Source organism: Myxococcus sp. AM011 (genome assembly GCF_013372595.1).
Taxonomy (GTDB): domain Bacteria; phylum Myxococcota; class Myxococcia; order Myxococcales; family Myxococcaceae; genus Myxococcus; species Myxococcus eversor.
On the sequence record NZ_JABXEM010000027.1, the window covers coordinates 23993 to 47883 of the forward strand.

The following is a 23891-nucleotide window of genomic DNA, read 5'->3' on the forward strand; positions in this document are numbered from 1 at the left end:
CCTCCTTTCGGGGGGCTCCTGGGACTACTCCTCGACGACGACGCGGATGGGAGGAGAGAGCCCTCCGCCAGGCCCGGGTGTCTCCAGCGTGACGTCCACGCCTCCGGGTTCCGCGAGCGCTCCGGCGGGGAGGAGCACCTCGTAGTGCGCCGGCTCCGGGTTCGAGATGAACACGGGCTTGAGGCTCGAACGGAAGTCCTTCCATCGCAACACCGTGGCGGAGTGGATGCCCTGCCCCTTGATTCGGAGCAGCAACGCGGGCGCCCCCATCGGGACGCTCATGGGCTCCACCTGGGTCAACAGCGGCACGGGTCGCTCGGAGACCACGTTGAGCAGCGCGGGCAGCGACACGCCACCGCCTTCCGCGGCGCGCGACACCGTCAGCGAGCGGATTCCCACCTGCTCCAGCTCCTGGCCCACCAGCCACGCTGGCCCAAGATATGAGAGGGATTGCGACTGGTCTCCCCAGTCCAGGGTGGTGCGCGAGGTCCTCTGCGAGTCGCTGTGGGGCCAGAAGAAGTTCCCGCCCGACACGACGAGGGGTCGCTTCTCCGTGGCGGACCACTCTCCCTGGGAGACGACACCCGGTGCCACCGTCCGAAGGTGCGGTGGGAGGGCGCCCTGGATTCGCAGATGGGCGGGGGCACTCATGCCATGGCCCTGGATGAGGGTCCGTATCTCGTAGACCCGTGGAGTCGACACCTCTTCGTCGCTCAGGCGCAGGCTCGGCTCGCCGCTGAACCCACGCTCCTCGCCATTCACGAAGAGGACCAAGGTCCGGGCGCTGGTCCCGAAGTCCCGCGCCCAGATGAGCACCTGGCGCCTGAAGTCGTCACGCATCCCCACATCCACCAAGGAAGGGCTCAGATGCAGCGTGGGCTGTCCCATCGCGGAGAGGACGAAGAACGCCTCCGCGCTCTCTCCGCCTCCAGGGCCCGGGTTGACCACCGTCACCCGACCGACGCCGGGTTGCGCCACCTGGTCGGCGGGGACCTCCACCGACAGGGTGGCCCGCTCGCCATGGCCCGCCGTGCAGCCGCCCCAGGCCTCGCACGTCCACCGGGTGGGAAGCGGTTGACCATTCCATCGGACAACCGAGAGGGGGCTGAAGCCCAGGCCCTCGACGCGCAGACGCAGGACGCCAGCCCCGGCGAGGGCATAGGGGAACCCGACGTCGCTCAAGACCTCGTCGATGACGGGCCTGGGCCGCTCCTCATGCACCGCGAGCAGCAAAGGCAGGCTGGTGCCTCCTCCTGGCGCGGGCGTGCTCACGGTGACGGTGCGCATGCCCTTCGTCGTCAGGTCCTCGGCCTGGAGCGGGGTGGACAGTCGCGACGGGCTGTGAAGGCGGGTGGTGCGTGCCTGTCCGTCCAGCAGGATGACGGACTGGGAGGTGAAGCCGGCGCCATCGACGAAGAGAGGGCCCGGCGCATCTCCGACGGACAACACCGAAGGCAGCAGAGAGCGGGCGATGGGCGCGGGGGCCTGGGCGAGCACCTGGACGAAGAGCGGCGCCGACACCGCGCCGTCGAACGTGCGCGTCACCGTCACGGGGAGGGTGCCGGACTGGGTCAGCAGGGCGGCGGGGACGATGAACTCCCAAATCCCCAGTGAGTCCGGACCGAAGAAGTGCTCCAGGCGGTGGCCGTTCCAGTGGACGACCTGCTGCCCGTGGAGCCCCTGTCCCATTCCTTCGCCCCGGAGCTGGAACCTGACCTCCCCCGAGCCCGCGAGGACCCAGGCCGGTGCCACGGTATGCAGCACGGGCTCGGACTTCACGCGAAGCGGATGGCGGGAGGACGCTTTTCCTCCGTCGGGGCCGGGAGTCTCCAGCGCCACCTGGACGGTGCCGGCCTGTACTCGAGCGGTGCGGGGAATGGTCGCATGGACCCGGTTCCTGTTGTCGTATGCCTCGGTGTGCAGGGGGATGCCATTCCACGTCACCACCGTATTGGCTCGCATCTGGAGCCCGCTGACGATGATGCGGTCGACGGAGGCGCTGCCCGCATTGCCATGGTGCAGGTCGACGGCGTTCAGCGTGGGTGGCCACACGCCCGTGATTTCCGGGACGGGGCTCGTCAACGTCAAGGGGAGTGGCTGTGAGCGCGCGGAGCGTGGGCGCGTGACTTCGATGACGAGAGCGTCCCGCTCCGCCTGGGCTTTCAGGGCCGACGGTGGAAGAAAGAAGCTTCCTTCGTGGAGGCTCGTCACCGTCAACGGATAGGCCTGGTCGCGGAAGATGGCGTGGCTGCCCTTCACGAGGTTCTTCCCCGTGACGGTGATTTGAACGGCCTCCGCGGGCTCCGAGTCGAGGGAGTCTGGAGTCACGGAGGTCAGCTCGGGAGCGGGCAGGGTGAACGGGACGCGGGCGGACCTGGCGCCTCCTTTGTAGGTGGGGTCGCCCCGGTAGATTCGCACCTCGAAGAAGAGCTCCGGTGTGGCGGTGGCGTACCAGGACGGAACCAGGGCCCTCAGCTCGGTGGCGTTCACGAAATGGGTCGTCATGGCCTGGCCGTTCACGAACACGATGCTGAACGGGGAGAAGGCGGCGCCGAGCACCCGCATGCTCAGCTCGGAGCCCTCCACGTCCGTCACGGCCACCTCTCCCAGGGTGACGAAGGGGAGCGCCACCTCCTCGGGCGGGGTCCCCGCGTCCGATTCAGGGCTGGGCACAGGGAGATCGAGGCCCGGTCCGCAGGCACAGAGGAGCCACAGCAGACACAGCCATCCTCGCGTCACATCCTGGCGCATCTGGAAGGATTCCTTTCGCGTGCTACCGGACCGGCATCGTCACTGTGTAGGTGGGAGACGTCGCGCCCTGGAAGAAGGGTGGGGTGCCGGGCGCCACGCGGAGTTCGAGTGGGAAGGTCGCAAGGCCTTCCACGAGGTCGGAGTCCAGTTGCGCCCGCAGCTCCGTGCTGCTCACGAACTCGGTCGGAACGGCGACCTGTCGGACGTACACGGCGGTGGCGGGGATGAAGTCGATGCCCAGGATGATGAGCTCAAACTCCGGGTCCGCGCCGTTGTTGGCGATGGGCATCGCGACGACTGTGTGGGGCGCCCGAAGGAGGTACCCGGGCGGCGAGTCCCGTTCATCGATGCCCGGCCCACAGGCCAGGACCAGCCCCAACAGGCACAGCCATCTTCCCGCCGGCTCATGACGCATCTGGATGCTTCCTTTCTCCAGCCCTGCTCGTGACAAGCCACACCCGAGGACCGGTTCCTGCGCAAATCCACGTGGCCGGACGGATGAGGGTCAGCGTGTCGGCAGCTCGCGGAAGGTCATGCCTTCGAATCCGAGGCGATGTACGGCGTCCATGAACTGCTCGGTGCCGATGATCATCGTGGCGAAGTTGCCCACGCGGAAGAGGTCGAGGTCCTGAGGGAGCGAAGCTGCGTCGAGGATGGGTTCGTCGGGGCGTCCGAAGCCGTGCCTGCCACAGGTTGTGCACGGCGGGGGAACATCCGAGGGAATGCAGTCTGGATGAAACCGACCGCGCGGTTCGATCTGAAGTTCCAGCAGCTCCGGTGGGTTCTTCTTGCGGAATCGCAGCTCCGTGCGACAGCCCATCACTCCGCGCACTCCTTCTGCTTGCAGGCGCTCCAGCACGTCAGGGCGCAGAAGAAGTCTGGGTCCCAGCCAGGCCATGGGCCCGAACTCACCAACGGCGCTTCCCTTCAATGGACCGAAGCTCGTTCCAGGCGGCAGCTCGACATGGGACGGCACGAGGGGCCGGACCAATTCGCGAAGGCGCACGAACTCGGGGAAGGGTTCGGCTCTTGGCTTGAGGAACTCACGATTTGCTGGAAGCTGCGAGAGGTCAAGCGAGGGGAAGTCGTGGGCTACGGCACTCCAGGCGGCTCCGCACGCGTGACACCGTATTCCGGGAAGCCCCCACGTGTGCGCCGCGTCGAGGTAGCCCCCGTGCTTGGCCCTGGTGGTCTTGTCTTCATTGACCCAATAGAAACGACTCATTCGTGCCTACGCTCCTGGACGAGAATGGTAGGGCTGGATCGGACCGCCCAAGAGTTCGAATCGATGAATCAACTCTCCCGCGTGCCTGAAAATCTCTTCCGGAGAGGCGAACGGTTTGGCAATCATGTACTCCCGCCATGCATCGTTCCAGGCGCCTCCACGCGGGGTTCCGTCATGAATCCTTCGATGAATGGAGAGCGGGATGGGCATGGTGTAGTTGTGGATCTTCACTTGCTGGCGCGCGAACCACTCCGCCAGGTCCTTTGACTGAGGGAAGATATGATGCTTCTCCCAACGCCCTGGCGTGAGCTGCCGTGACGGAGGGATGACTGCTGTCGGGGCGCCGTTCCAGTTGGGGAACGTCATGATGGAGCCCGGAGGCAGTTTCTGCGCCCCGCCCCAGTTCCTCCGAGGGCCGCTGCCCGGCGCCGCTGCTGCCGCGGGAGGACGCGAGGGAGGGAAGCGCGCCAGCTCGACTTCTACCGGCGTGTCCTCGCAGCGGTAGAAGCCACAGGTGTCTTCCAGGCAGAAGAGGGTGACGCACTGGTCTTTCCCAGGGTCGTCGCATTCCTGCTCCGCCTCTTCCCAGGCCTGCTGGATGGGCGGCTTGCTGGCAGTGGAGCAGCCCAGCCAGGACGCGGCGAACAGCGAAAGCCAGAGCGCGTGAGGGATTCGCATGGGCCGCGAAAGCTATCAGAACCAGGTCACCGAGCGGACGTCCTACTTGCCAGGTGATGTGGAAGTAATGAGCAGTGCTCCTCCCGGGCCGAAGCCCAGCGTGAGGCAGAGGATGCGACGGTGCTTGTGCTTTCGGAGCTCCATGCGCGCCGCCTCTGCTGCGAGTTCCGCGTCGTTGAGCACGAGCACCGTGCCACCACCTGGCAGGGCTGCTTCCTCCAGGATGTCGGCCACCAGTGATGCGTGACCTTCCCACCCATACGTGCAGCCTCCTGGAACGAGGGCCTCATCCAGGGGACAGGGAAGCGCGAGACACAGGCCCTCTACCGTCAGGTCACCGAGGTCTCGTGCACAGGTCCGCAGCGCGTTGGCGATGAAGCGCACCGCCACGACAATGTGGTGCCCATCCGTGGGACGCGGCATTCCGATGAAGAGGCGGGGCAGCTGGTTGAGGTCCCTCTCGAAGACATGCTGGGCTCCCGGGCTCGCGCACTTGATGCTCGTCTGGCCCACGTCGAGCACCAGCGGCGTTCGCGCCGCCACCAACCCGAGGCCCGCGTGCACGGGCGCGAAGCGCGGTGACTCCGACACATAGACGGGGCACCCGAGCTTGGAAGTCGCCTTCGCCACCCCGACCTCGAAGCCCTCCAGGCCGGCCAGTCCTCCACTCAGCCACACCGCGTCCACGGCATGCCGGTGCACCAGTTGTTCGAGGGCGCTTGTGAGCGCTGGGAACAGTTGCTCCGCGAGCTGGGCCTCGGGCACTCCGGCGCGTCGGTCCGCCTCCACTCGTGGCGCTCCGAGCAACTCCCACAGCTCGTGTCCGAATACCGGGAGGTTCCACACCTCCAGCGGTGTCACACCGGTCGCATGGTGACGGCGGGCCGTCCACGCTCGCGACAGCTCGCTCACTCAGCGAGGCCCGCGATCCGCTCCGCCGCATCCTTCGCGCCGTCTCGGGATTGATACGACTCCGAGATGGCGGCCACCTTCGCGCGCAGCGGCGTTCCCGGCTCCAGAAGCTGGCGAAGCGCGGCGCGGCAGTCCTCCACCGTCAGCGTGTCCAGCTCCAGCGTGAGCCCCGCTCCAGACGCTCGGAGGAAGTGCGCCTGGATGGGCTGGTCATTGCAAACAGGCAACAGCAACAGCGGCACGCCCGCCGTCAGCGCCTCCATCACGGAGTTGGCGCCACCGTGCGAGACAAAGGCAGACGCTCGCGGAAGGAGTTGTCGCTGCGGCGTATAGGGCACCGCCACCACGTCCCCGGGCAACGAGCGCGAGAACTCCGTGTCCGCCAGCTCGCCCGCGCTCAACACCACCGTGACACCCAGGGGCGCCGCGGCCTCCGCGATGGTGCGGAACACCGCGGGCTGCCACGAAATCTGGCTGCCGAAGGACACGTACACCACGGGCTTCGAGCCCAATCGCTCCCACGGGAAGTCCACTTCGTCGCCCCGAGGCTCGGGCGGAATCGATGGGCCCACCAATCGCCCGGCGAGCGGAAGGTCCACGTCGGAGCCGAGGAACGCCTCCGTGGCGAAGAGGATGTTGAGCAGGGGCGAGAGGGCCTCGCAGTTGCGGAAGCTCGCCTCGAAGCCATGTCGGGCGAACAGCTCAGCGCGCTCCTTCGCCAGGGCTCGCACGTTGCGGCGCAGCCCGTAGTCCTCCAGGGGCTCGAGCAACGAGAGTGCGGAGGACACGCCCGCCCACGGTATCCGCTCCTGATGCGCGGCCAGCACCGCCGCGTACTGCATCCCATCCAGCGCCATGACGTCCGGACGGAAGCGACGCACCACCTCGCGCACGGGCTCGATGAGCGTGGGCACCGCGTCCAGCAACAGACCCCGAATCCACTTCCCCAGCGCCACCTCGTCGCGCACCAGACGGGCGAGGGCTTCGCCACCGGTTTCGATGAAGGGAGCCTCCCTCGCGGAGTGGGGCAGGTGCAGCACCTCCACTCCGAGCGTCGCGAGCTGTGGCGCGGGCTCGGGGATGCAGAGCCAACCCACGGTGTGGCCCAGGCGGCGCAGCCACTGCGCGACGCCCATCATCGGGTTGATGTGGCCCTTCTCGGGCGAGGTCGCAATCAGGATTCGGGACATGGGGAACCGTGCACTGCGTGCGCGTGGAGCATGGCGAGGGAGCACAGCCGCATCAACAGGCGATCCACGCCACCCGCCTCCGGAGCCTCGGGCTCCATTCGCGTGTAGCGCTCCAGGAGCGTGAGCACCGCCTTGGGGTCGATGACCTCCAGCGGCTCCAGTCGCGAGGCCGACAGCCAGGCGCGGTACAGCTCCAGCCAGCGCGCACGCACGGGACTGGAGAGCGCAGTGTGCCCATAGCGTGGCGTCTTGCGCGCCAGCCGGACCTCATCGGGGACCAGTCCGCGCACCGCGTATCGGAAGAGCCACTTGCCGACTCCATCGCGCGAGAGGGAGGACTCGGGCAGCGCGAGCGCCGCATCCGCGAAGCGCGAGTCGAGATAGGGCGTGTGCACGGTGAGTCCGTGCGCCCGCGCGCCCCTCAGTTCCGGAGGCAGCACCAACTCGCGCAGCACCCACGCAGCGTAACGGGCCTCGTCGGAGACCTCCGGGCCGTCCTCCTGGGACCAGGGCCCGTCCGGAGTCCTCCCCAAGTTGTCCACAGCGGAGCGCAGCACCGTGCGTGCGAGTCGTCGGTCCTCCTCGATGCGTGCGAGTGCCGAATCACGTGCCTCGGGATTCCCCATCAACACTTCATCCGCGCCAGCACCGCTGAGCATCACCGAGGCCCCAAGCCTCTTCGCCTCCGCATAGAACGCGAAGCTCGCCACGGCTCGGGCATTGAGGATGGCGCTCTCGTTGGCCAGGACGGCGGGCTCGAACAGGTCCGGCAGCAGGGCATCCGGAATCGGAACGTCCACTCGCTCCGCTCCCGCGAGCCGGGCCACTGTCCTGGCGTTGCGCCGCTCCACCTCGTCAGCGAAGTGGACGTCCATGCTCCACGCCCGAACCCGGCCCTCCGCATGTCGGGCCGCCAGCATGCACAGCACCGCGCTGTCCACGCCGCCACTCAGGCTCACCTCCCTCGCCCCCGAGCCCACCCGCGCGCCCACGGCGTCCGAGCACGCGGCCAGGAGCGCACGCGCTCGCGACTCGTCCTCTTCTTCGTCCGAACTCAACGGCATCGACTCCCGGTGCACGCGAGGCAGGGGCGGTGCGATGCGGCTCACGCCTCGAAACAGGCTCCGGGGCGACGGCAGGATGTGCAGCAGGAACGCCGCGACAGACGCGGGCTCCAGGCCCTGGGTCGGCGCCATGCGCCACACCGACTCCACGGGAGCACCCGTCCGGGGCCCGGCTGTCGGCTGGTAGGAGGGCAGGACGGCGAGCGGGCCGCTCGGGTCGCCGGGGGCGTCGGACACGCGGGGACTGTCGCAAGCCCCGGGGGCCCCCGGCAACCCCGCTATAGTCCCTCCGTGCGTTACGAGCTGCACGACGGCCGAATCCTCACCTGGTCCCTGGAGACGCACGTCGTCACCCACTGCAACCTGCGCTGCGTGCAGTGTTGCCCCCTGTCGCCCCACCTGCCCGCCTGGGCCGTGGAGCCCTCCGTGCTCGGCGCCGACCTCACCCGGCTCGCGCGCGTGCTCAAACCCAACATCTTCAAGCTCACCGGCGGCGAGCCCTTCCTCCACCCCGACCTCGCCAGCGTGCTCGACGCCGTCCGCGCCTCCGGCATCTCCGAGCAGCTCTCCGTCACGACCAACGGCTTCCTCGCCCAGAGCGCACCCGACGCCGTCTACGAGCGCCTGGACCGGATGACCCTGTCCGTCTACTCCTCCGCGCTCCTGCCGGAGAAGTCGCTCGCCCGCATCACCGAGCGCTGCGAGCGGCACGGCGTCCACCTCACCGTGAAGCACATCGACGCCTTCCAGCAGCTCACCCCCGACGCGCCCCTCGCCACGGACGCGCAGGTCCGCGACGTCCACGCGAAGTGCTGGCTCAAGGTCCGCTGCCACCTGGTCCACCAGGGCCACTTCTACACCTGCACCCGGCCACCCCACGTCGCCACGGTGCTCGGCCCCACGTACCCTGAGATGCCCGCGCTGGCCGAAGTCGACGGCGTGCGCCTCGACGCCCCGGAGCTGCTGGAGCGGATGCTCGGCCACCTGGAGCGGGACACGCCGCTCGCAACCTGTCGCTACTGCCTGGGCGCCAGTGGCCCGTGGCAGCCGCACGCGCAGCTCCCACGGGCCCGTGGCTGACTACTTGCGCGACTGCGGCAGCACGCGCTGCATCGCCGCCGGATACCGCTCTCCCACCGCGACGCCCGGAGGCGCCACGAGGTCGATGTCCTTCAGGTCCTTCTCCGTGAGCTTCACGTCGAGCGCCCCCAGGTTCTCATCCAGGTACGTGCGCCGCTTGGTGCCCGGAATGGGGACCACGTCCTGGCCGCGCGCCATCACCCACGCGAGCGCGAGCTGCGCCGGCGTGCAGCCCTTGTCCTTCGCCAGCCGCTCCACCTTCACCACCAGCTCCAGGTTGCGCGTGAAGTTCTCCCCCTGGAAGCGCGGCGAGTTGCGGCGGTAGTCGTCCGCGGCCAGGTCCTCGTAGCGTTTGATTTGCCCCGTCAGGAAGCCGCGCCCCAGCGGGCTGTACGGCACGAAGCCGATGCCCAGCTCGCCGCAGGCCTGGAGCACCCCGTCCTCCGGCTCGCGGCTCCACAGCGAGTACTCACTCTGGAGCGCGGCGATGGGATGCACCTTCGACGCCCGGCGCAGCGTGTCCGCGTCCACCTCCGACAGCCCCAGGTGCCGCACCTTGCCCTCGTGCACCAGGTCCGCCATGGCCCCCACCGTGTCCTCGATGGGCGTCGCCGCGTCCAGCCGGTGCAGGTAGTACAGGTCGATGACGTCCATGCCCAGCCGACGCAGGCTGGCCTCGCACGCGCGCTTCACGTACTCCGGACTGCCATTGATGCCGCGCGCCTGGGGGTTGTTCGGGTCCCTGACGACGCCGAACTTGGTGGCCAGCACCACCTTCGCGCGGTGGGGCTTGAGCACCCGGCCCACCAGCTCCTCGTTGCTCCCGGAGCCGTACATGTCCGCCGTGTCGAAGAAGGTGATGCCCTTGTCCAACGCGTGCAGCAGCGTGGCCTCCGACTCCGCGTCGTCCCGCCCCGAGTAGAAATCCGACATCCCCATGCAGCCCAGGCCGATGGCGGACACCTGGAGGCCCTGCCTCCCAAGCGTACGTGTCTCCATATCGACACCCCTTTCGCCGGTCGCCGGCATGGCGTCCGTTCTCGCGCGGGGCCTTTACTGTGGCTGGGATGCCGACACGTCAACAGGAAGCGTCCGCTCCCGGGGCAGGTCGACGGTGAAGACGGAGCCTCGGCCCTGCTCGCTCTCCACGCGCACCCGTCCCCCCATGGCCTCCACCAGCGTCCGGGTGATGTAGAGGCCCAGGCCCAGGCCGCCGTAGTGCCGCTCCGACACGGCCCGCTCGAAGCGGCCGAAGAGCCGCGGCAGGTGCTCGGGAGCAATCCCGATGCCCTGGTCCCTTACCTTGAGACGCGCGCGGGTGGGGCCCTGCTCCAGGACCAGTTGGATGGGCTTGCCCGAGCCGTACTTCACCGCGTTGTCGATGAGGTTGGTGACCACCTGCTCCAGCCGGAGCCGGTCCCACCGTCCGACGAGGCCCGTCTCGCCGCCCTCCACCTCCAGCGTGGAGCCCGAGCGCGCCGCGTGGGGCTCGTAGCGCACCACCACCTCGCGGATGAGCGCGCCCAGGTCCACGTCCTCCAGCTCCAGCGCCAGCCGGCCCGCGGCGATGCGCGACACGTCGAGCAAATCTCCCACGAGCTCCGCCAGCTTCTTCACCTGCCGCGCGCCCGTGTCCACGTAGTTCTTCACCACCGAGTAGGGGATGGAGTCGGGGTGCCGCTCCAGCTCTCGCGCGAGCGCCTGGAGCTTGAGGCTCAGCGGCGTCAGCGGCGTCTTCAGCTCGTGGCTGGCGATGGAGAGGAACTCGTCGCGCAGGCGGATGGCCTCCTGCGCCTCGCGGTACAGGCGCGCGTTCTCCATGGAGAGCGCGGCGCGGTACGCCAGCTCCAGCCCGAAGGCGAGGTCCGCCTGGGTGTAGCGCCGGTTGGAGAACGAGGTGAAGAAGCTGAAGACGCCCAGCGTGTGTCCGCGCACCACCAGCGGCACGGCGATGAAGGAGCGCAGCCCGGTGGCCAGCATCACCCGGGCGTGGTTCTCGCTGTGGGCGCTGCGCTTGATGTGCGCGGGCGTCATCTCCTCCAGCAGAATCGCCTCGCCGCGCAGGAGCGCCGCGGTGGGCGGGTGGCGCGGGTTGCCCTCCGGCATGAGCTGGAAGTTGAGGACCTCCGCGGCGGTGGCCGCGTCCTCGGGGCGCGCGTGGGCGACCTCCAGCCGGCGGAAGTTGCCATCCGCCTGCGCCAGGTCCACGAAGCACCAGTCGGCGAGCGCGGGCACCACCAGCTTGGCCAGGTTGCGCATCGTCGCCTCGTAGTCGAGCGAGGACGCGAGCACCGTGCTCACCTCGGCGAGGACGCGGGTGCGGAACTCCGCCTGGCGCAGCTCCGTGGCCAGGGCCTCCGCGCGCTGACGCGCATGCACCAGGTCCGTCACGTCGAAGCCGAAGCCGGCGATGCCGTCCACCTGGCCCTGCGCGTCCCGGGTGGGCTGGTACACCAGGTTGTGGAAGGTCTCCTTCTCCATGCCGTCCGCCTGGAGGATGCGCAGCGGCACGGCGTTGCCCACGAAGGACTCACCCGTGGCGTAGACGCGGTCCAGCACGTCGCGCGCGTCCTCTTCCGCCACCTTCACCACGCCGTCCTGGAAGGGCTTGCCCAGGGTGTCCTTGTTCTTCAACAGCGCGCTGTTGCGCGCGTTGGTGAAGTCGAAGTCGTGCGAGGCGCCGCGCAGGAAGAAGATTTGCGCGGGGGCCTGCATGAAGATGGTGTGCAGGCGCGTCCGAGCGGCCTCTGAGGCGGCGCGGGCGCGGTGCTCACGCTCCAGCAGTCCGGCGCGCTCCTCCAGGGCCCGGCTGAGCGTCACGTTCAGCTTGGTGATGAAGATGGCGAGCAGGCAGAAGATGCCCAGGGACAGCACGTCCGCGGACCGCATCTGGAGCGTCAGGCGCGGCGGGAGGAACTGCTGGTCCACGGCCAGGAGCGACAGCGCCGTGACGAGGAGCGCCGGTCCCCACCCTCCCCACCACCCGGCCACCATGACGGCGCCGTAGAAGAAGAGGAAGGGGCTGGTGGACATCAGCTCCGACAGCTCCAGTTGCAGCAGCAACGCGAAGAGGAAGAAGAGCAGGGCCACGCCATATCGACCGAACCAGGACTTCTGCAGCCAGCTCCAGGCCCTCCGAGGGTCCGGCGTGAGCCGCTGCTCGAGCGGGGTCGACAGGGAGCGCGTGCTCCCCGACGGACGGGTGGGTTCCAGATACGAGATGGGCGTGCGCAAGGCGAGTGGCCTCCTCACGACGAGGTGGCACCGCGAGCGTTCGAAATCGAAACCCTCACGGCACGAGGCGGGGAACTCGCATGATGGTCCGACTTGGAAGTCGTCTGCCTTCTTCTCGGATGCAAGTGATTGAAGGAACACGCTCGGAAGTTCAAAGCGCGACTTCTTGCTCCGACTTGTTGAGTGGACGGCGGCCCCGAGTGGGACGGGGCGCCACCGACCCGCCATTCCCTGACGCTGACGATGAAGTCTTTCAGGCGTGTTGTTTGTGAATGCCTGGCGCCAGTTCATTGGAGCTTCGAGCATCTGGGTGGGCGGTGTGCACCATTGCGGTGCACCCTCGCACACGCTGGCAGCGCGGCCGGCTGCGTCACTTCGCAGTGGGCGGATACGGGTTGTAGTCCCAGCGCCAGGGCATGTCCGTGGGGCCCTTCACGCTGTTGGAGAGCAGGACGACGCAGCGCGCGCCGCGCTCCAGGCAGAGGACGAAGTTGTCGGTGTACTCGTCGTGGCCGCCCTTGAAGAAGGCGGGGCCAGGGGCGAGTGGATTCGAGATTACGCAGCGGTGACACGGCTTCGGAACGGCAGGGGCTTGGCGCTGGTGGCCAGGTCCTCCGCGCTCACGTGCCGCACGTCCAGTCGCGGTGGCTCGCTCCAGCCGAGGTTTCGCAGGGCGGCGACGAGGCGCTCACACAGCGGCGTCACTTCCGAGGCTTCCGCGCCGGCCAGCTCCAACTCGAAGCGCGAGCGCTCCACCTGTGTCAGCCGGAAGGCGCGCAGGGCGTGGTGCTTGAACACCCAGGCGAGGGCCCACGCGTCCACCGTCCGGCCCGTGGGTGTCGTGAAGTGGCACGCGCCCCGACCGCCGAAGCGCTCCAGCGTCCAGCCGTGGAAGCCGCAGGCACACGCGTCCCTGTCCACCGTGCCCGCATCGCCCGGCAGGTAGCGCAACAGGGGCAGCACGCTGGGACGCAGCCGCGTCACCACCACCTCGTCGAGCCCCGGCTCCAGCCACACATCGGGCGCGAGGACATGGAAGCGCCCCGGCCCTCCCAGGCACTCCCAGGCGAGCGGCCCCGTCTCCGTCGTCGCGTAGTAGTTCAGCAGCGGCGCGGGCACCGTGCGCGCCAGGGCCTCCCTCGTGTCCTGAGGCAGGTACTGCGCGGAGGTGAGCAGCAGCGCGGGTGTCGGGAGGTCGCGCTGCTCTGAGAGCCAGCGCAGCCCCTCCGGGTCCGAGAAGAGGACGGCGGGACGCACGCGGCACAGGCGCTCGCGCGCATCGTCTCGCAGCACGGAGATGCGGTGCAGCGCGCCGTCCCGCAGGATGGGAAGCCGCACCGAGTACTCGAGTCCCCCCGGCAGCGCATCCAGCAGCACCACGCGCGGCCTCGGCGGCAGGACAGCCCGCGCGCGCTCCAACCAGAAGCGCAGCACCGCCCACATGTGCAGGCAGTCGAGTCTGTCTCGCACCACCTTCACCGGCTCGCCCGTGGAGCCGGAGCTCCTCACCACCACGCTCTCGTCCTCGCGGGACAGCGACGTGGGCACCTCGTCCCAGTGTCGCGCCAGCGTGCCGCGCTCCAGCGTGGGGAAGTGCCTCAGGTCCGCGAGCGTCCGGAGGTCTCCGGGGTGTAGCCCCGCGTCCCGCAGGCGCCGCGTGTAGTAGGGCGAGGCGAGCAGCGCGGCACGCAGGCCTGACAGTCGCGACTCCAGCTCCGCGCGGGCTGCTGTCTCGTCAGAGAGGGTGGCGAAGCGCGACAGGCCCCCGGCGATGGACTCCGCCCACGGGACATGGGGACGCTGGGTGCCTGTGTCCCGGCGGATGTTCGCGCGCGGCGCCACGCGTGCATCCGAGGGGAGGCCCAACGTCACTCGCGCCAACCTCGCGCGTCGGCGGCGCGCTGGGCCGCATCCGCGAGGTCCTTGGCGCGCTTGTCCGCCTCCTTGCGCCGGGCCGCCTCCGCCCGCTGCATCTCCTGGAGCGCCTCGCGGTAGTCGAGCTGCTTGAGGCGCGCGGCGGTATCCCGGGACGACTCATCCTTCACCTGCCCGTCCACCGCGTGCACCCACTTGCGCAGGAACTCCTCCTGACGGAAGGCGTTGGAGCGAATCATCTCCGCCGTCAGCGGCTCCACCTGCACGAAGAAGCCCTTCATCACCGTGGCGGAGTCGGTGTTCTTCCTCAGCATCGCCGCCGTGTCCGCCCCCAGCGTGGAGGACGTCAGCACGTACGCGAGCATCACCACCTGCTCCCGCCACAGCGCCGGCGTCTTCGCCCTGCGCTCCAGGTCCTCCCAGTCCGCGCGCGACGGAGGACGCACTCCCGCGAGGCGGAAGGTGTCGCAGATGATGGCCACCGCGAGGTCGTGCGGATACGGCGAAACGAGGGGCACGTCGGTGAGCTGTTTCTGGATGTTCTTGACGTCGAAAGCCATCACTTCTCCAGCAGAGCCTGGGACAAGGCCGCGGCGGCGGGGCCGAAGTCCGACAACCATTTCACCACCACCAGGCGGAAGTTGCGCTCCTTCAGCACGGGCGCCAGCACCTGCCGCGCATGGTGCTCGTCCGCCAGTGCCAGGAAGGCGACGAGCAGGCGAGAGCGCCGCGTCGCCTCCACCAGCAGCTTCACGTTCTCGGTCGTCGCCACGTTCGACAGGAAGTCACTGTCGGAGATGATGACGCGCAGCGCGTCCGTTCGCTCCTTCGACAGGGTGACGAGCACGTCGAAGGGGAACATCGTCCCCCCGCCGATGTAGTGCAGCAGGAACTCGCGTGCCGTCTCCTCGTCGTACATCCACGGGGAGACCTTGGGGTGGGTGTGCGAGTAGATGATGCCGCGCACCTTCGCCTTCTTTCGCAGCGCGGAGGCGGACAGCACCTGCGCGGCCAGCGTCATCGTGTTGAGCTGCGCGGCCGGGTTCGGCATCGAGCCGCTGGTGTCCAGGTACAGCTCCACCGAGGGCACGCCGAGCTCGGACGCGGGGGGCACGTCGGCCTCCAGTTCGCGGCGCAGCGGAGACACCGCCGCGAGGTGCCCCTGGGCGAGCACCGTCAACGTCCAGTCGATGGTGGACGGGTCGTCGCCGTACTCCCACGCCTCGGGCGTGGTGCGCAGGTACGGCTCCGGCTTCGACGGCGCGGACGGGAGCTTCAGCAAGTGCTGGTCGACCAGCCGCCGATAGTGCCGAGCCACCAGCGCGCGGCGCAGCTTCCCACCGCCCTTGCCGGGCAGGTGCCGGGTGACGCGGTCGATGTGGTCCAGCGCGTCCGGCGCCTTCGTGTCGTGGGACTCGGCGAGCCAGCCCTTCTCGCGAGCCTCCTCCAGGGCGTCTTCCCACCGGCCACCGCTCTGGAGCGCGGAGTCCCAGTCGTCCACGTCCGGCTGCGACACGTCGTCGCCCAGCGGGAGGGTGTACGTCGTCTCCTCGAGCCTGCCGAGGTAGCGGATGAAGGTGGCGCAGAAGTAGAGGAACTGGAGGCGCGGGTGCGGCAGCGCATAGAAGGTCTGCGCGAACATGCGCGCCTCCGTGCGCAGGCCGGGGAACCGCTCCTCCATCGGCGCGAGCGCCTCGAAGGGCACCAGGTCTCCAGGCTCGCGTCCCCACAGCTCCTCGTAGATGGCGAGGTAGAAGAAGAACAGCGGCGAGACTTCGCCTCCGCCCTTGGTGCGCTGGAAGCCGCGATACACCCGGCACAGGTCCTCGGGGTGCGTGCGGCCCACGAACTCGTTCACCTGGAGGTCGTAGAAGAGGTTGGTGAGGGACTGCTTCAGGCCCGGGAGCAGCCGCTGCTCCATGACGCGCAGCTCCGCGTCCCAGCCGAGCGTGTGTGGGAAGCGCGCGTGGTGGCCGATTTCGTGCGCGAGCACCGCCATCAAACTGTCGGCGGCGCCCATGGACTCGAGCAGCTCGAAGTGGACGAACACCTGACGCTTCGCGAGGTCGATGTACGCGAGCGGCTCGTTCGCGTGGTCCGCGTCTGGGTGGAAGGGGACGTGGGGCTCCGGTGGGCTGAGCCGCACCTGCACGTCCCACAGCGCCAGCGCGTCCCGCCAGCACCGCGCGATGTGCTCGGGCGTGAAGCGCGACGTGCTCATACGGGCACGAGCACCACGACGTGCTGCGAGGTGTCCAGCGTGCCCGCGGCGCGCCAGTCATTCGTCACGGTGGCGAACCACGAGTCCACGCGTGCGTCCCTCCACGTCACCGTGGACAGGTGCGGGCTCTGCTGAAGCGTCTTCTCGGGTGTCTCGCGACAGCCCATGGCGCCGAGGGGAATCGGCGTGTCCGACAGGAGCAGGCCCTGCGTGGCCGCCTCGCGTCCGGCGATGGCGTGGCGGTGACGGTCGTGCACGCACAGCACCGTGGGCGCGAGGAAGTGCAGCGGGCCGGGTAGGAAGCGGCCGTCCTCGCGGGACAGGTCCACGAGGAAGGGCTGGGCCTTGTCGCCGAGCTTCACCGAGGGAGGTTCCATCGCGAGCGCGGCGGTCTCTCTCAGGCGCTCTTCGATATCGGTGAGCGAGCCGAGCCGCTGGCTCACACGATAGAAGATGCGCTGCACCCACGGTGGGGCGGACTCGAGGTTCTCTCCCACGTTCCACAGCTGCGCGAGCACTCCGGCGCGCTGGGCCTCGGGGACTCCGGCGAGCAGGCGGGGGACCAGGTCCGTCCACGCGAGGGTGAAGAGGTTCTGCCGACCCGCGGTTGTCGGATACAGGTAGCCCAGGCCGATGGCCTCGGCGCCCAGGCGCAGGTACGCGCGCAGCAGCTCCTCTGCTTCGGAAGTGGAGGCGCCCGTCTGGGCCAGGGACGCTCCGAGCCGCTGCGCGGGCCCTTCGAGCAGCGCGCGCCACAGGTCCGAGTCCCACCGCACGAAGCGGCCCTTCGCGCTGGCTTCCAGCTCGTCCGCGAAGCCGCTCATGGCTGGCCGCCCGGGTTTTCCTTCAGCCACGTCGCGTAGTTCCGGTAGCGGCTGTACATGGACTTCAGGTGGATGAGGTCCTCGTAGACGGGGCCGGACAGCTCCTGTTTGGTGAGCAGCTCGTTCATCAGCGCGGTGACGGTGGTGAGGCGCTTCTCGGTGGTGCGCAGGTCGATGCCGGACAGGCCCTTGTCCAGCTCGGTGCGCAGCACGCCGACCTTGCGGCGGATGGGCTCGTGCTTGTCGTAGTGGCCCATGGCCATGTCGAACATGTTCCGAATCCAGGCGACGCGGTCCTGGAGGAGCATCTTGTTGCCGCGCACCTCGAAGAAGGCGCTGCGGGTGTTGGGGACGAGCTTCTCGTGCAGCACCCACGGGGCGATTTGACGCAAGTCCTCCAGCTCCACGGTGTCGTGGCCCCGGAAGAAGGCGAGCGCCTTCGCGTAGTGGAGGATGGTCTGGTAGGCGCGCACGCTGACGCCGTTCTCCGTCTGCGTGCAGAGGTGCACCTTCTTGTCGAGCGGGCACTGCTCGTTGCACACGGCGGCGACCGTCTGGCCCGCGAGCTTGAGGGTGTCCTTGTGCTTGAACTCGAAGCGGGGCGAGGCCATGCGGCAGAAGTCGAGCTGGCCCAGGAAGAAGGCGACGCGCTCCAGGACGGGACGTGGCACTTCGACTTCGAGGATGGAGGCGTAGGCGCGCTCCAACTCGCCGGGGGTGAAGACGACGTCCTTGGGGAGGAGCTCCTCGGGGGACTTGTCGGCTTCGATGCGCTGGAGGAGGGTGTCGATGAAGTTCGAGTTGAAGGGGACGGCGCGGACGACGACGTCGATGCGGTCCTTGAGGGCGTCGATGACCTGGAAGGTGCCGCCGCCCTGGTCGTCATTGGCGGTGAGGAACCAGGACGAGCGGCCGGTGTAGACGTACTGGTCCATCATCTCCGCGTAGCCCTCGGCGAGGAGGGAGAGGAGTGCGGACTGCGTCTTGGTGGGGATGCGGTTGTACTCGTCGATGATTTTGACGCGCTGGGTGATCCACTTGCGCCAGCTCACCTTGACGGCGGAGAGGTCCTCCGCCTTGAGCATGTCGGAGGGGAGGGGCGCGCCGAGCAGGTCGGCGATGGAGAGCTGGGGGTGGCCGCGCTGGATGGAGCGGTGGATGTCCTCGCGGGACATGCCGGACAGCAGGGCCATGAGGATGGCGGAGGTGGTTTTTCCGCGTCCGGGGCCGCCGATGAGGAGGGCTCGGCGGCAGGTGAAGAGGGTGAGCAGGGGGATGAGGACGAAGGAGCTGTAGCTCATGTCCTCGGGGAGATGGAGCTCGTCGCCGCTGGCGCTCTTGAGGGCGGCGGCCTGGCCGAACTCGATGTCGTAGTAGGGGCAGATGACGGCGTTGTTGGTGATCCACCAGTACGCCTGCCGCATCTTGTCGTGGAGGCTGCCGCCGTCACGCTCGGAGAGGTGGACGTTGAGCCCCTTGTCCACCGACGCGCGCCCGGAGAGCAGGCGCGACACCCAATCCTGATTGGCCATACGACGCGCAGCCTAGCATCCGGGACGCGGGGTGGGGCGCGCGAGTGTCGGGTGCGTTGGGACCTGTGCCGAGTGTGGTCGGCTGGTGCCCTGGCTGGAGGCTAGGCTGGGTGTTCTCGGGAGGTGACGCATGTGGCGCTGGCGAGTGGTGGTCCTGGTTCTGCTGGCAGGTGCACCCCAGCTCGCCTGGGCTGATGCGCGGGTGCGTTCGTCCGAGCGTGTTTTCGCCAAAGCGATGCTGGCCTCGAGTTCACCAGCCTCCGTGGTCGGTGACTCGGTCAAGGCGTCGCCACCGATGCCGGGTGACAGCTCCATCGAGGCGAGGCTCAAGGCCTGTCTGCTGCCCGGAGACGTTCAGTGCGTCATCGGGCAGTGGATGGTGCTCAAGACCGCGGAGACGGTACCGGACTGGTTGCGCCGCTTGCAGTGGGCCTTTGACGTGAGCAATCGCCAGGCGGGCCAGTGCGTCAAGGTCGCGAAGGCCGTCCACGAGGGGTTGCTCAAGCTGGGAGAACGCCCCGTGTTCCTTCGGGTGACGCTCGAAGGCGAGCAGCGGAAGATGTTGGGCTTCGATGAGATCGTGAAGGGTGTCTTCGTGAAGACCCATCAGGTAGCCACCACTGGGCTCCACGTTGCTATCAAAATTCAGGGGAGAATCATCGATGCCTACACTGGGCTCGCGGGTCTGCCTGAGGAGGAATACATGAAGCGCCTCATCCCCTATCCAGGCATGAAACTCGTGGTTGAGACCGTGGACTCCCTATGAAGAAGGTCGTGAGAGTAGAGCCCCTGCCGGAGGAGCTTCGTGGCGGCAAGGTGGGGCTCCTCGACGTCTTGCGCTGGTCGCGAGGGCAGCTCTTGAAGGGGCGTGGGCTCTGGTACGTGGCGGGAGGAGACCGGGTCGACTCGTTGGTGTCCTTCATCCATGGATGGTGCGCGCACAACGTCTTCAACGAAGGCTCAGACCCGGAATGGCATCGCTTCGAGCTATGGCTGCGTGACGTGAAGGGGGAGTTCCCTGGCGAGGGCTGGCACGTCAAATTCCTCGCGGACTGCGAGGGGAACCACGAGCGTGCCGCGATGAAGTTCCTCGACTTCGTCGAAGAGTTCGTCACGCAAGTACCGAAAGAATGAAGCACCCAGGTGCGCCTACAGCGTGACGAGGCCCATTCGAGCTGCGCGGACGACGGCTTCGGTGCGGCGCTGGACGCCCAGCTTTCCGAGCACCGCGTTCACGTGGAACTTGGCTGTGTGCTCGCTGATGGAGAGCCGGTCCGCGATGGCCTTGTTCGACAGGCCCTCCGCCAGCAAGGCGAGCACTTCCCGCTCGCGAGGAGTGAGCGCATCGGGCCCCAATGCGCTGTTCCCGAGCGCGGCCGTGGACCGCATGGATGCTCTCAACTCCGAGAGTCCTGGGTCGAACACCACGAGCCCGCGCGCCACCGCGAGCAGGGCCGCCGTGAGCGGCATGGGCGCCACGTCCCGGAACAGCAGTCCCTTTGCACCCGCTGTCAGCGCCAGCTCGCCCGCTGCCTCGTCCGCCACCAACGCGAGCACGGGCGCACCCAGGTCCGGTGCCTCCACGCGCGCCTCCGCCTCTGAAAGGCGCAGGCCCGTGTCCCAGAGCACCACGTCGAAGGCGTCGCCTCGCGTGGACTCCAGCTCGACCTGGGTGCCGGACGCCACCGTGAGCAGCTCGCCTCCCTGGTCGCCAAGCACCCGTGAGAGCGCACCCCGAGCGAGCGGGTCTTCCGCGACGAGCGCGAGACGAAGCGGGGCGAGGGGGGCATCCAACACGGGACCTCTTCATTAACCAGGGAGTCAGCACTCCGCTCGGGACAACATCTCCAGCCGCCTGAGCGCACCTGTTGAGAGGTCACGCCCAGCTCGCTGCCTGTCCATGAAGAAGTTTGAAGAGATGCTGGGAGCTCCGTTGTCCGCTCAGACTTCCTCGAACTTCGCCCCTGTGACTTTCGCGCGCTCCAGGGCCACCTTGAGATCCTCGGAGATGACGAGGGCGATCTCCCATCCCCAGGTGCGGAACACCTTCGCTCCGCCCACCTTTGTGCGGTCGATTCGCATCCCATAGATGCCTTTGTACTTGCCAAGTTTTTCCGGAAACTCATCCTCGGGCTGCCAGTACGTTGCCTCTTCCGAGGCCTCGTCATCGATGCAGCGGATCAGCTTCGTGGCGACGAGCAGGACATGCTGTTCCGGGCGACCTTCGACATCGACGGGTATCAATTGCACATCATCGGGCGCCAGCTCCGCGAAGACGTTGGCGACCTTGACGTGGACAACCGGAGCCATGCCAGCGCCAGCCGTGCAGTAGTCCAACCACCTTCCAGGCTCCTCGATGGGAAACGTCAGGTGCCCCGCTATCTGGAGGGGCCGCCCCTCGGCGAATTGCCAGATGTCTTCGACCTCTTTGCCCGTCTCATCCAGCGGGTCTCCCAGAGACCAGTTCCCGGCCTGTATGTCTGGCCTGAGCCTGAAGTATCGAGGTGGGTTCGGCATGGTGGACTTCCTGGATTCCTCACGGGTCCCGCGTCAAAAGTCCGTGGATTTTGGTTCCTGGGGTCTGCGCTTCTCTGGCAAGGCTGCGTAGCACACTCTTGAGGGCTTTCCGGCAGTCCTCCACCTTTCGGCATTGTCCCAAGGCCTGCCCCAGTCGCTCGTAGACGTACTCGTGATACTGCTGCGGATGCGGCCCTTTGTGACCCACGACTTCGACGATGTTCTCGCGGTCTTTCAGGTCCATCCCGGCCCTTCTGAAGAGCTTTCGGAACTCCGGCGTCCAGGGCCCGCCGCGCGCGGCGGAGACATCGTTCTTGTTCGTGGCGATGTGATGATTCTCACTGCGCCCTCTCCGGCTCGCCATGGCCACGGCGTTCGGGGCGAGAGCGATGGTGAAGCCCTCCGACGTCAAGGCGACTGCGCTCACACTGCCCACTGCCGCGTACTGGAAGCCCGCTTGGGACTCCACCGCCAGGGCCGCCTGGGCGGAACCCGGCAACCCCACTGACTTCGCAGCCAGCCCCGCCGTGTTCCCGATGGCCACCGTGGCCAGCATGACGAAGACGCGCGCCGCGTTCTCCCCGAGCACTTCGCCGTATGCCTCACCCGCCGCCTGGAGTTGCTCGAAGCTCGTCGCCCGGTCCACCTGGCGCACCAGCGTCAGCCACCCGTCCAGCATGCTCCACACCGTGTCCACGCCCAGGTAGGCGATGAGGCAGGCCGTCAAGGTGGCTGCCACGCCTTTACTCACCGGCTCGGGCAGCGACCACAAGAGCAGGTACATCGTCGCGGAGGCGGCGATGCCAGCCACGACGGCCTGGGGGTCCGTCATGCTCTCCAGTGCTTCGGCCGTCTCCTCCCACACCGAGTCCATGGCGATGGCCAGGGCCCACGTGTACTTGCCATCGCTGGCCAGCAGCGGGCCCTCGTCCAGCAGACGCAAGCAGTCACCGGGTCGGTCCTTCCTCGTGCACCATTGGCCGTAGGCACGCGTCAGCGCCTCATCCGCGTAGTCCTCCAGCAGCCGAGGACCGTCCACATCTCCTCCACGCTGGGGAATGAGTCGCGAGGAACCGCGCTCATACCCATACACCCCACTCCGGGATGGAACGCCGAAGCGCTCCCGCGCGACCTGCATGGGATTGCGAGAGGGAGGAACATCCCGAGCCAGCTCCGCGACGGCCTCCTCGAATTCGTCGTCTTCGAGTTCAGCCGCACTCACTTCCGCGTCGGGCTCTTCGTGAGGAGTGATGAGGAAGGAGTCCTCCCCGGTCTCCAGCCGCACGACGCGACTCGTCGCGCAGCCGGTGACGGCCATCAACAGGAGCAGCGGCACCACCCAACGAAGCGTCATGGTCGGCCCCGGCAAGAGGCCCGCGGCGAGGCGGGCTCACCCTGGCAGTACCAGACGACGCTGACAGGCGACCCCAGGAGTAAGTCCCTCAGGCCACCTGGAAGCTACGTGTCCGCTCAGACTTCCTCGAACTTCGCCCCCGTGACTTTCGCGCGCTCCAGGGCCGCCTCTCCTCGACCATGAAGAAGTTTGGGTACTGTCCACGGTGGTGAAGGTGTCAGGAGGAACTCGAAGCCATGGTGAAGCGCCTCTATCCTCGAATCTTGTTGGTCGTCGCCCTGCTCACCACCGCGACCCACGCCGCGTCCCCGTTCATGAAGCCCGGTGACGAAGTCGTCGAATACGTCCGCACGCGCTTCCATGACGCGAAGCGGGGTGAGGCCTGGGCCACGAAGCACCAGGGCTACGGCGCCGCAGCCACCAACGCTGAGGACTTCGCCCGCCTCACGCGCACCGCCCTCGCCGAGCTCAACGCCTCCCACACCGCCTTCTACCCGCGCGGCAGCGAGGGCTTCGCCGGCCTGTCCTCCATCTTCCAGCGCCACCTCAAGCTCCCCAAGGTCGACGCCCCCAGCATCGGCGCCGATGTCACGGAGACCCCCGAGGGCTTCTTCGTCCGCCACGTCTTCGCCAACGGCCCCGCCGCCAAGGCCGGCCTGCTTCGCGGCGATCGCCTCATCTCCATCAATGACAAACCCCTCAAGTCACTGACCTCGCTCGCGAGCCGCGTCGGCAAGTCCACGCGCTTCTCCGTCGAGCGCACCCAAGGCGCCACGCCTCTCAACCTCACCATCACCCCGCGCATCATCAACCCCAAGACAGAGTGGCTCGACACCCAGAAGGCCAGCTCGCGCATCGTCGAACGTGGCGGCCGTCGCGTGGCCTACCAGCAGCTCTACTCGTGCGCCGGCCCCGAGCATCAGGACCTGCTCGAGGAGACCCTCGCCGGAGAGTTCTCCGACGCGGACGCACTGGTCATCGACTTCCGCGACGGCTGGGGTGGCTGCAATCCCACCTTCCTCAACCTCTTCAGCCGCACCGTCCCCGTCTTCACCCGCTTCAGCCGCGAGGGCCGCCGCAACGACTGGTCCGCCACCTGGCGCAAGCCCGTCGTCCTGCTCGTCAACGGCAACTCCCGCAGTGGCAAGGAGATGGTGGCCCTCGTCATGAAACAGCACGCCCTGGCCACCCTCGTCGGTCAACGCACCGCCGGCGCCGTCCTCGCCGGCACTCCGCTGCGCCTGTCCAACGGCGACCTGCTCTACCTCGCCGTGGAGGACATCGAAGTCGACGGCGTCCGCCTCGAAGGCCAGGGCGTCCCCGTGGACGTGGAGGTCCCCGACTCGCTCCTGTTCGCCGCGGGCAAGGACCCTCAACTCGACAAGGCGCTCGACGTGGCCTCGGCCGCCGTGCCGACTCCGCACTGAACCCGCG

21 protein-coding genes are annotated in these 23891 nt (G+C 68.1%); 4 read left to right on the plus strand and 17 right to left on the minus strand.

Translation table 11 applies throughout. The features are described 5' to 3' along the window. Nucleotides 1-24 precede the first annotated feature (24 nt). From HUW62_RS07990 to HUW62_RS08020, 7 genes are all read right to left on the minus strand, one after another. Nucleotides 25-2673 (minus strand): hypothetical protein, encoded by a 2649-nt coding sequence (locus tag HUW62_RS07990; RefSeq protein WP_176434064.1) that lies wholly within the window; start codon nucleotides 2671-2673, stop codon nucleotides 25-27. 100 nt (nucleotides 2674-2773) lie between these two features. Continuing rightward, nucleotides 2774-3166 carry a hypothetical protein gene (locus tag HUW62_RS07995; RefSeq protein ID WP_163867633.1) on the minus strand — a complete coding sequence of 131 codons (393 nt, stop codon included), beginning with the start codon at nucleotides 3164-3166 and terminating at the stop codon, nucleotides 2774-2776. A gap of 90 nt (nucleotides 3167-3256) precedes the next feature. Next, nucleotides 3257-3976 (minus strand): double-CXXCG motif protein, encoded by a 720-nt coding sequence (locus HUW62_RS08000; RefSeq protein WP_163867632.1) that lies wholly within the window; start codon nucleotides 3974-3976, stop codon nucleotides 3257-3259. A 6-nt stretch (nucleotides 3977-3982) separates the two neighbouring features. Continuing rightward, nucleotides 3983-4654: a TIGR02269 family lipoprotein gene (locus HUW62_RS08005; RefSeq protein ID WP_176434065.1), complete on the minus strand. Its 672-nt coding sequence runs from the start codon at nucleotides 4652-4654 to the stop codon at nucleotides 3983-3985. A 42-nt stretch (nucleotides 4655-4696) separates the two neighbouring features. Next, entirely contained in the window at nucleotides 4697-5566 is an 870-nt protein-coding gene (locus HUW62_RS08010; RefSeq protein WP_368670365.1) for an ROK family protein, read from the minus strand. Then, nucleotides 5563-6756 (minus strand): glycosyltransferase, encoded by a 1194-nt coding sequence (locus tag HUW62_RS08015; RefSeq protein WP_176434066.1) that lies wholly within the window; start codon nucleotides 6754-6756, stop codon nucleotides 5563-5565. The genes HUW62_RS08010 and HUW62_RS08015 overlap by 4 nt, the downstream gene beginning before the upstream one ends. Beyond that, on the minus strand, nucleotides 6741-8057 hold the full coding sequence (locus tag HUW62_RS08020; RefSeq protein ID WP_368670366.1) for an asparagine synthase-related protein: 1317 nt from the start codon (nucleotides 8055-8057) through the stop codon (nucleotides 6741-6743). The genes HUW62_RS08015 and HUW62_RS08020 overlap by 16 nt, the downstream gene beginning before the upstream one ends. A 54-nt stretch (nucleotides 8058-8111) precedes the next feature. On the opposite strand from HUW62_RS08020, the gene HUW62_RS08025 reads away from it, so the two are divergent. Further along, the gene (locus HUW62_RS08025; RefSeq protein WP_163867627.1) at nucleotides 8112-8900 is read left to right on the plus strand and encodes a 4Fe-4S cluster-binding domain-containing protein; all 789 of its coding nucleotides are present in this window, start codon (nucleotides 8112-8114) and stop codon (nucleotides 8898-8900) included. Here HUW62_RS08025 and HUW62_RS08030 read toward each other — a convergent pair whose 3' ends face one another. From HUW62_RS08030 to HUW62_RS08060, 7 genes are all read right to left on the minus strand, one after another. Beyond that, the gene (locus HUW62_RS08030) at nucleotides 8901-9899 is read right to left on the minus strand and encodes an aldo/keto reductase (protein ID WP_176434067.1); all 999 of its coding nucleotides are present in this window, start codon (nucleotides 9897-9899) and stop codon (nucleotides 8901-8903) included. Between the two features lie 54 nt (nucleotides 9900-9953). After that, the gene (locus HUW62_RS08035; protein WP_255203307.1) at nucleotides 9954-12134 is read right to left on the minus strand and encodes an ATP-binding protein; all 2181 of its coding nucleotides are present in this window, start codon (nucleotides 12132-12134) and stop codon (nucleotides 9954-9956) included. Between the two features lie 555 nt (nucleotides 12135-12689). Next, nucleotides 12690-14006 (minus strand): coenzyme synthetase, encoded by a 1317-nt coding sequence (locus tag HUW62_RS08040; RefSeq protein WP_368670367.1) that lies wholly within the window; start codon nucleotides 14004-14006, stop codon nucleotides 12690-12692. Continuing rightward, entirely contained in the window at nucleotides 14003-14569 is a 567-nt protein-coding gene (locus HUW62_RS08045; RefSeq protein ID WP_176434070.1) for a hypothetical protein, read from the minus strand. The genes HUW62_RS08040 and HUW62_RS08045 overlap by 4 nt, the downstream gene beginning before the upstream one ends. Further along, a complete protein-coding gene (locus HUW62_RS08050) occupies nucleotides 14569-16230 on the minus strand; it encodes a M48 family metalloprotease (protein ID WP_176434071.1) in 1662 nt (553 codons plus the stop codon). Before HUW62_RS08050 ends, HUW62_RS08045 begins: the two co-directional genes overlap by 1 nt. Further along, a complete protein-coding gene (locus HUW62_RS08055; RefSeq protein WP_176434072.1) occupies nucleotides 16227-17054 on the minus strand; it encodes a hypothetical protein in 828 nt (275 codons plus the stop codon). The genes HUW62_RS08050 and HUW62_RS08055 overlap by 4 nt, the downstream gene beginning before the upstream one ends. Continuing rightward, nucleotides 17051-18586, minus strand: a complete 1536-nt coding sequence (locus HUW62_RS08060) for a MoxR family ATPase (protein WP_176434073.1) — start codon at nucleotides 18584-18586, stop codon at nucleotides 17051-17053. The genes HUW62_RS08055 and HUW62_RS08060 overlap by 4 nt, the downstream gene beginning before the upstream one ends. Nucleotides 18587-18716: 130 nt before the next feature. Between HUW62_RS08060 and HUW62_RS08065 the strand changes: the two genes are divergently transcribed. Both HUW62_RS08065 and HUW62_RS08070 read left to right on the plus strand, forming a co-directional pair. Continuing rightward, nucleotides 18717-19352, plus strand: a complete 636-nt coding sequence (locus tag HUW62_RS08065; protein ID WP_176434074.1) for a hypothetical protein — start codon at nucleotides 18717-18719, stop codon at nucleotides 19350-19352. After that, nucleotides 19349-19720, plus strand: a complete 372-nt coding sequence (locus HUW62_RS08070; RefSeq protein WP_176434075.1) for a hypothetical protein — start codon at nucleotides 19349-19351, stop codon at nucleotides 19718-19720. Before HUW62_RS08065 ends, HUW62_RS08070 begins: the two co-directional genes overlap by 4 nt. Nucleotides 19721-19735: 15 nt before the next feature. Here HUW62_RS08070 and HUW62_RS08075 read toward each other — a convergent pair whose 3' ends face one another. The 3 genes from HUW62_RS08075 to HUW62_RS08085 all read right to left on the minus strand — a co-directional run bounded on the left by HUW62_RS08075 (nucleotide 19736) and on the right by HUW62_RS08085 (nucleotide 22457). Beyond that, nucleotides 19736-20383 (minus strand): response regulator transcription factor, encoded by a 648-nt coding sequence (locus tag HUW62_RS08075; protein WP_176434076.1) that lies wholly within the window; start codon nucleotides 20381-20383, stop codon nucleotides 19736-19738. 144 nt (nucleotides 20384-20527) lie between these two features. Next, entirely contained in the window at nucleotides 20528-21103 is a 576-nt protein-coding gene (locus tag HUW62_RS08080; protein WP_176434077.1) for a DUF1629 domain-containing protein, read from the minus strand. 19 nt (nucleotides 21104-21122) lie between these two features. Next, nucleotides 21123-22457 carry an AHH domain-containing protein gene (locus HUW62_RS08085; protein ID WP_176434078.1) on the minus strand — a complete coding sequence of 445 codons (1335 nt, stop codon included), beginning with the start codon at nucleotides 22455-22457 and terminating at the stop codon, nucleotides 21123-21125. A gap of 236 nt (nucleotides 22458-22693) precedes the next feature. On the opposite strand from HUW62_RS08085, the gene HUW62_RS08090 reads away from it, so the two are divergent. Further along, a complete protein-coding gene (locus tag HUW62_RS08090; RefSeq protein WP_176434079.1) occupies nucleotides 22694-23884 on the plus strand; it encodes a S41 family peptidase in 1191 nt (396 codons plus the stop codon). Nucleotides 23885-23891 lie beyond the last annotated feature (7 nt).

What these genes read in the sequence shown, in the direction of transcription:
- HUW62_RS08070 (WP_176434075.1), top strand. Translation starts at nt 19,349, where the DNA reads ATGAAGAAGGTCGTGAGAGTAGAGCCCCTGCCGGAGGAGCTTCGTGGC.
- HUW62_RS08090 (WP_176434079.1), top strand. Translation starts at nt 22,694, where the DNA reads ATGGTGAAGCGCCTCTATCCTCGAATCTTGTTGGTCGTCGCCCTGCTC.
- HUW62_RS08015 (WP_176434066.1), bottom strand. Translation starts at nt 6,756, where the DNA reads ATGTCCCGAATCCTGATTGCGACCTCGCCCGAGAAGGGCCACATCAAC.
- HUW62_RS08060 (WP_176434073.1), bottom strand. Translation starts at nt 18,586, where the DNA reads ATGGCCAATCAGGATTGGGTGTCGCGCCTGCTCTCCGGGCGCGCGTCG.
- HUW62_RS08030 (WP_176434067.1), bottom strand. Translation starts at nt 9,899, where the DNA reads ATGGAGACACGTACGCTTGGGAGGCAGGGCCTCCAGGTGTCCGCCATC.
- HUW62_RS07995 (WP_163867633.1), bottom strand. Translation starts at nt 3,166, where the DNA reads ATGCGTCATGAGCCGGCGGGAAGATGGCTGTGCCTGTTGGGGCTGGTC.
- HUW62_RS08055 (WP_176434072.1), bottom strand. Translation starts at nt 17,054, where the DNA reads ATGAGCGGCTTCGCGGACGAGCTGGAAGCCAGCGCGAAGGGCCGCTTC.
- HUW62_RS08000 (WP_163867632.1), bottom strand. Translation starts at nt 3,976, where the DNA reads ATGAGTCGTTTCTATTGGGTCAATGAAGACAAGACCACCAGGGCCAAG.
- HUW62_RS08085 (WP_176434078.1), bottom strand. Translation starts at nt 22,457, where the DNA reads ATGACGCTTCGTTGGGTGGTGCCGCTGCTCCTGTTGATGGCCGTCACC.
- HUW62_RS08050 (WP_176434071.1), bottom strand. Translation starts at nt 16,230, where the DNA reads ATGAGCACGTCGCGCTTCACGCCCGAGCACATCGCGCGGTGCTGGCGG.
- HUW62_RS08065 (WP_176434074.1), top strand. Translation starts at nt 18,717, where the DNA reads ATGTGGCGCTGGCGAGTGGTGGTCCTGGTTCTGCTGGCAGGTGCACCC.
- HUW62_RS08005 (WP_176434065.1), bottom strand. Translation starts at nt 4,654, where the DNA reads ATGCGAATCCCTCACGCGCTCTGGCTTTCGCTGTTCGCCGCGTCCTGG.
- HUW62_RS08045 (WP_176434070.1), bottom strand. Translation starts at nt 14,569, where the DNA reads ATGGCTTTCGACGTCAAGAACATCCAGAAACAGCTCACCGACGTGCCC.
- HUW62_RS08080 (WP_176434077.1), bottom strand. Translation starts at nt 21,103, where the DNA reads ATGCCGAACCCACCTCGATACTTCAGGCTCAGGCCAGACATACAGGCC.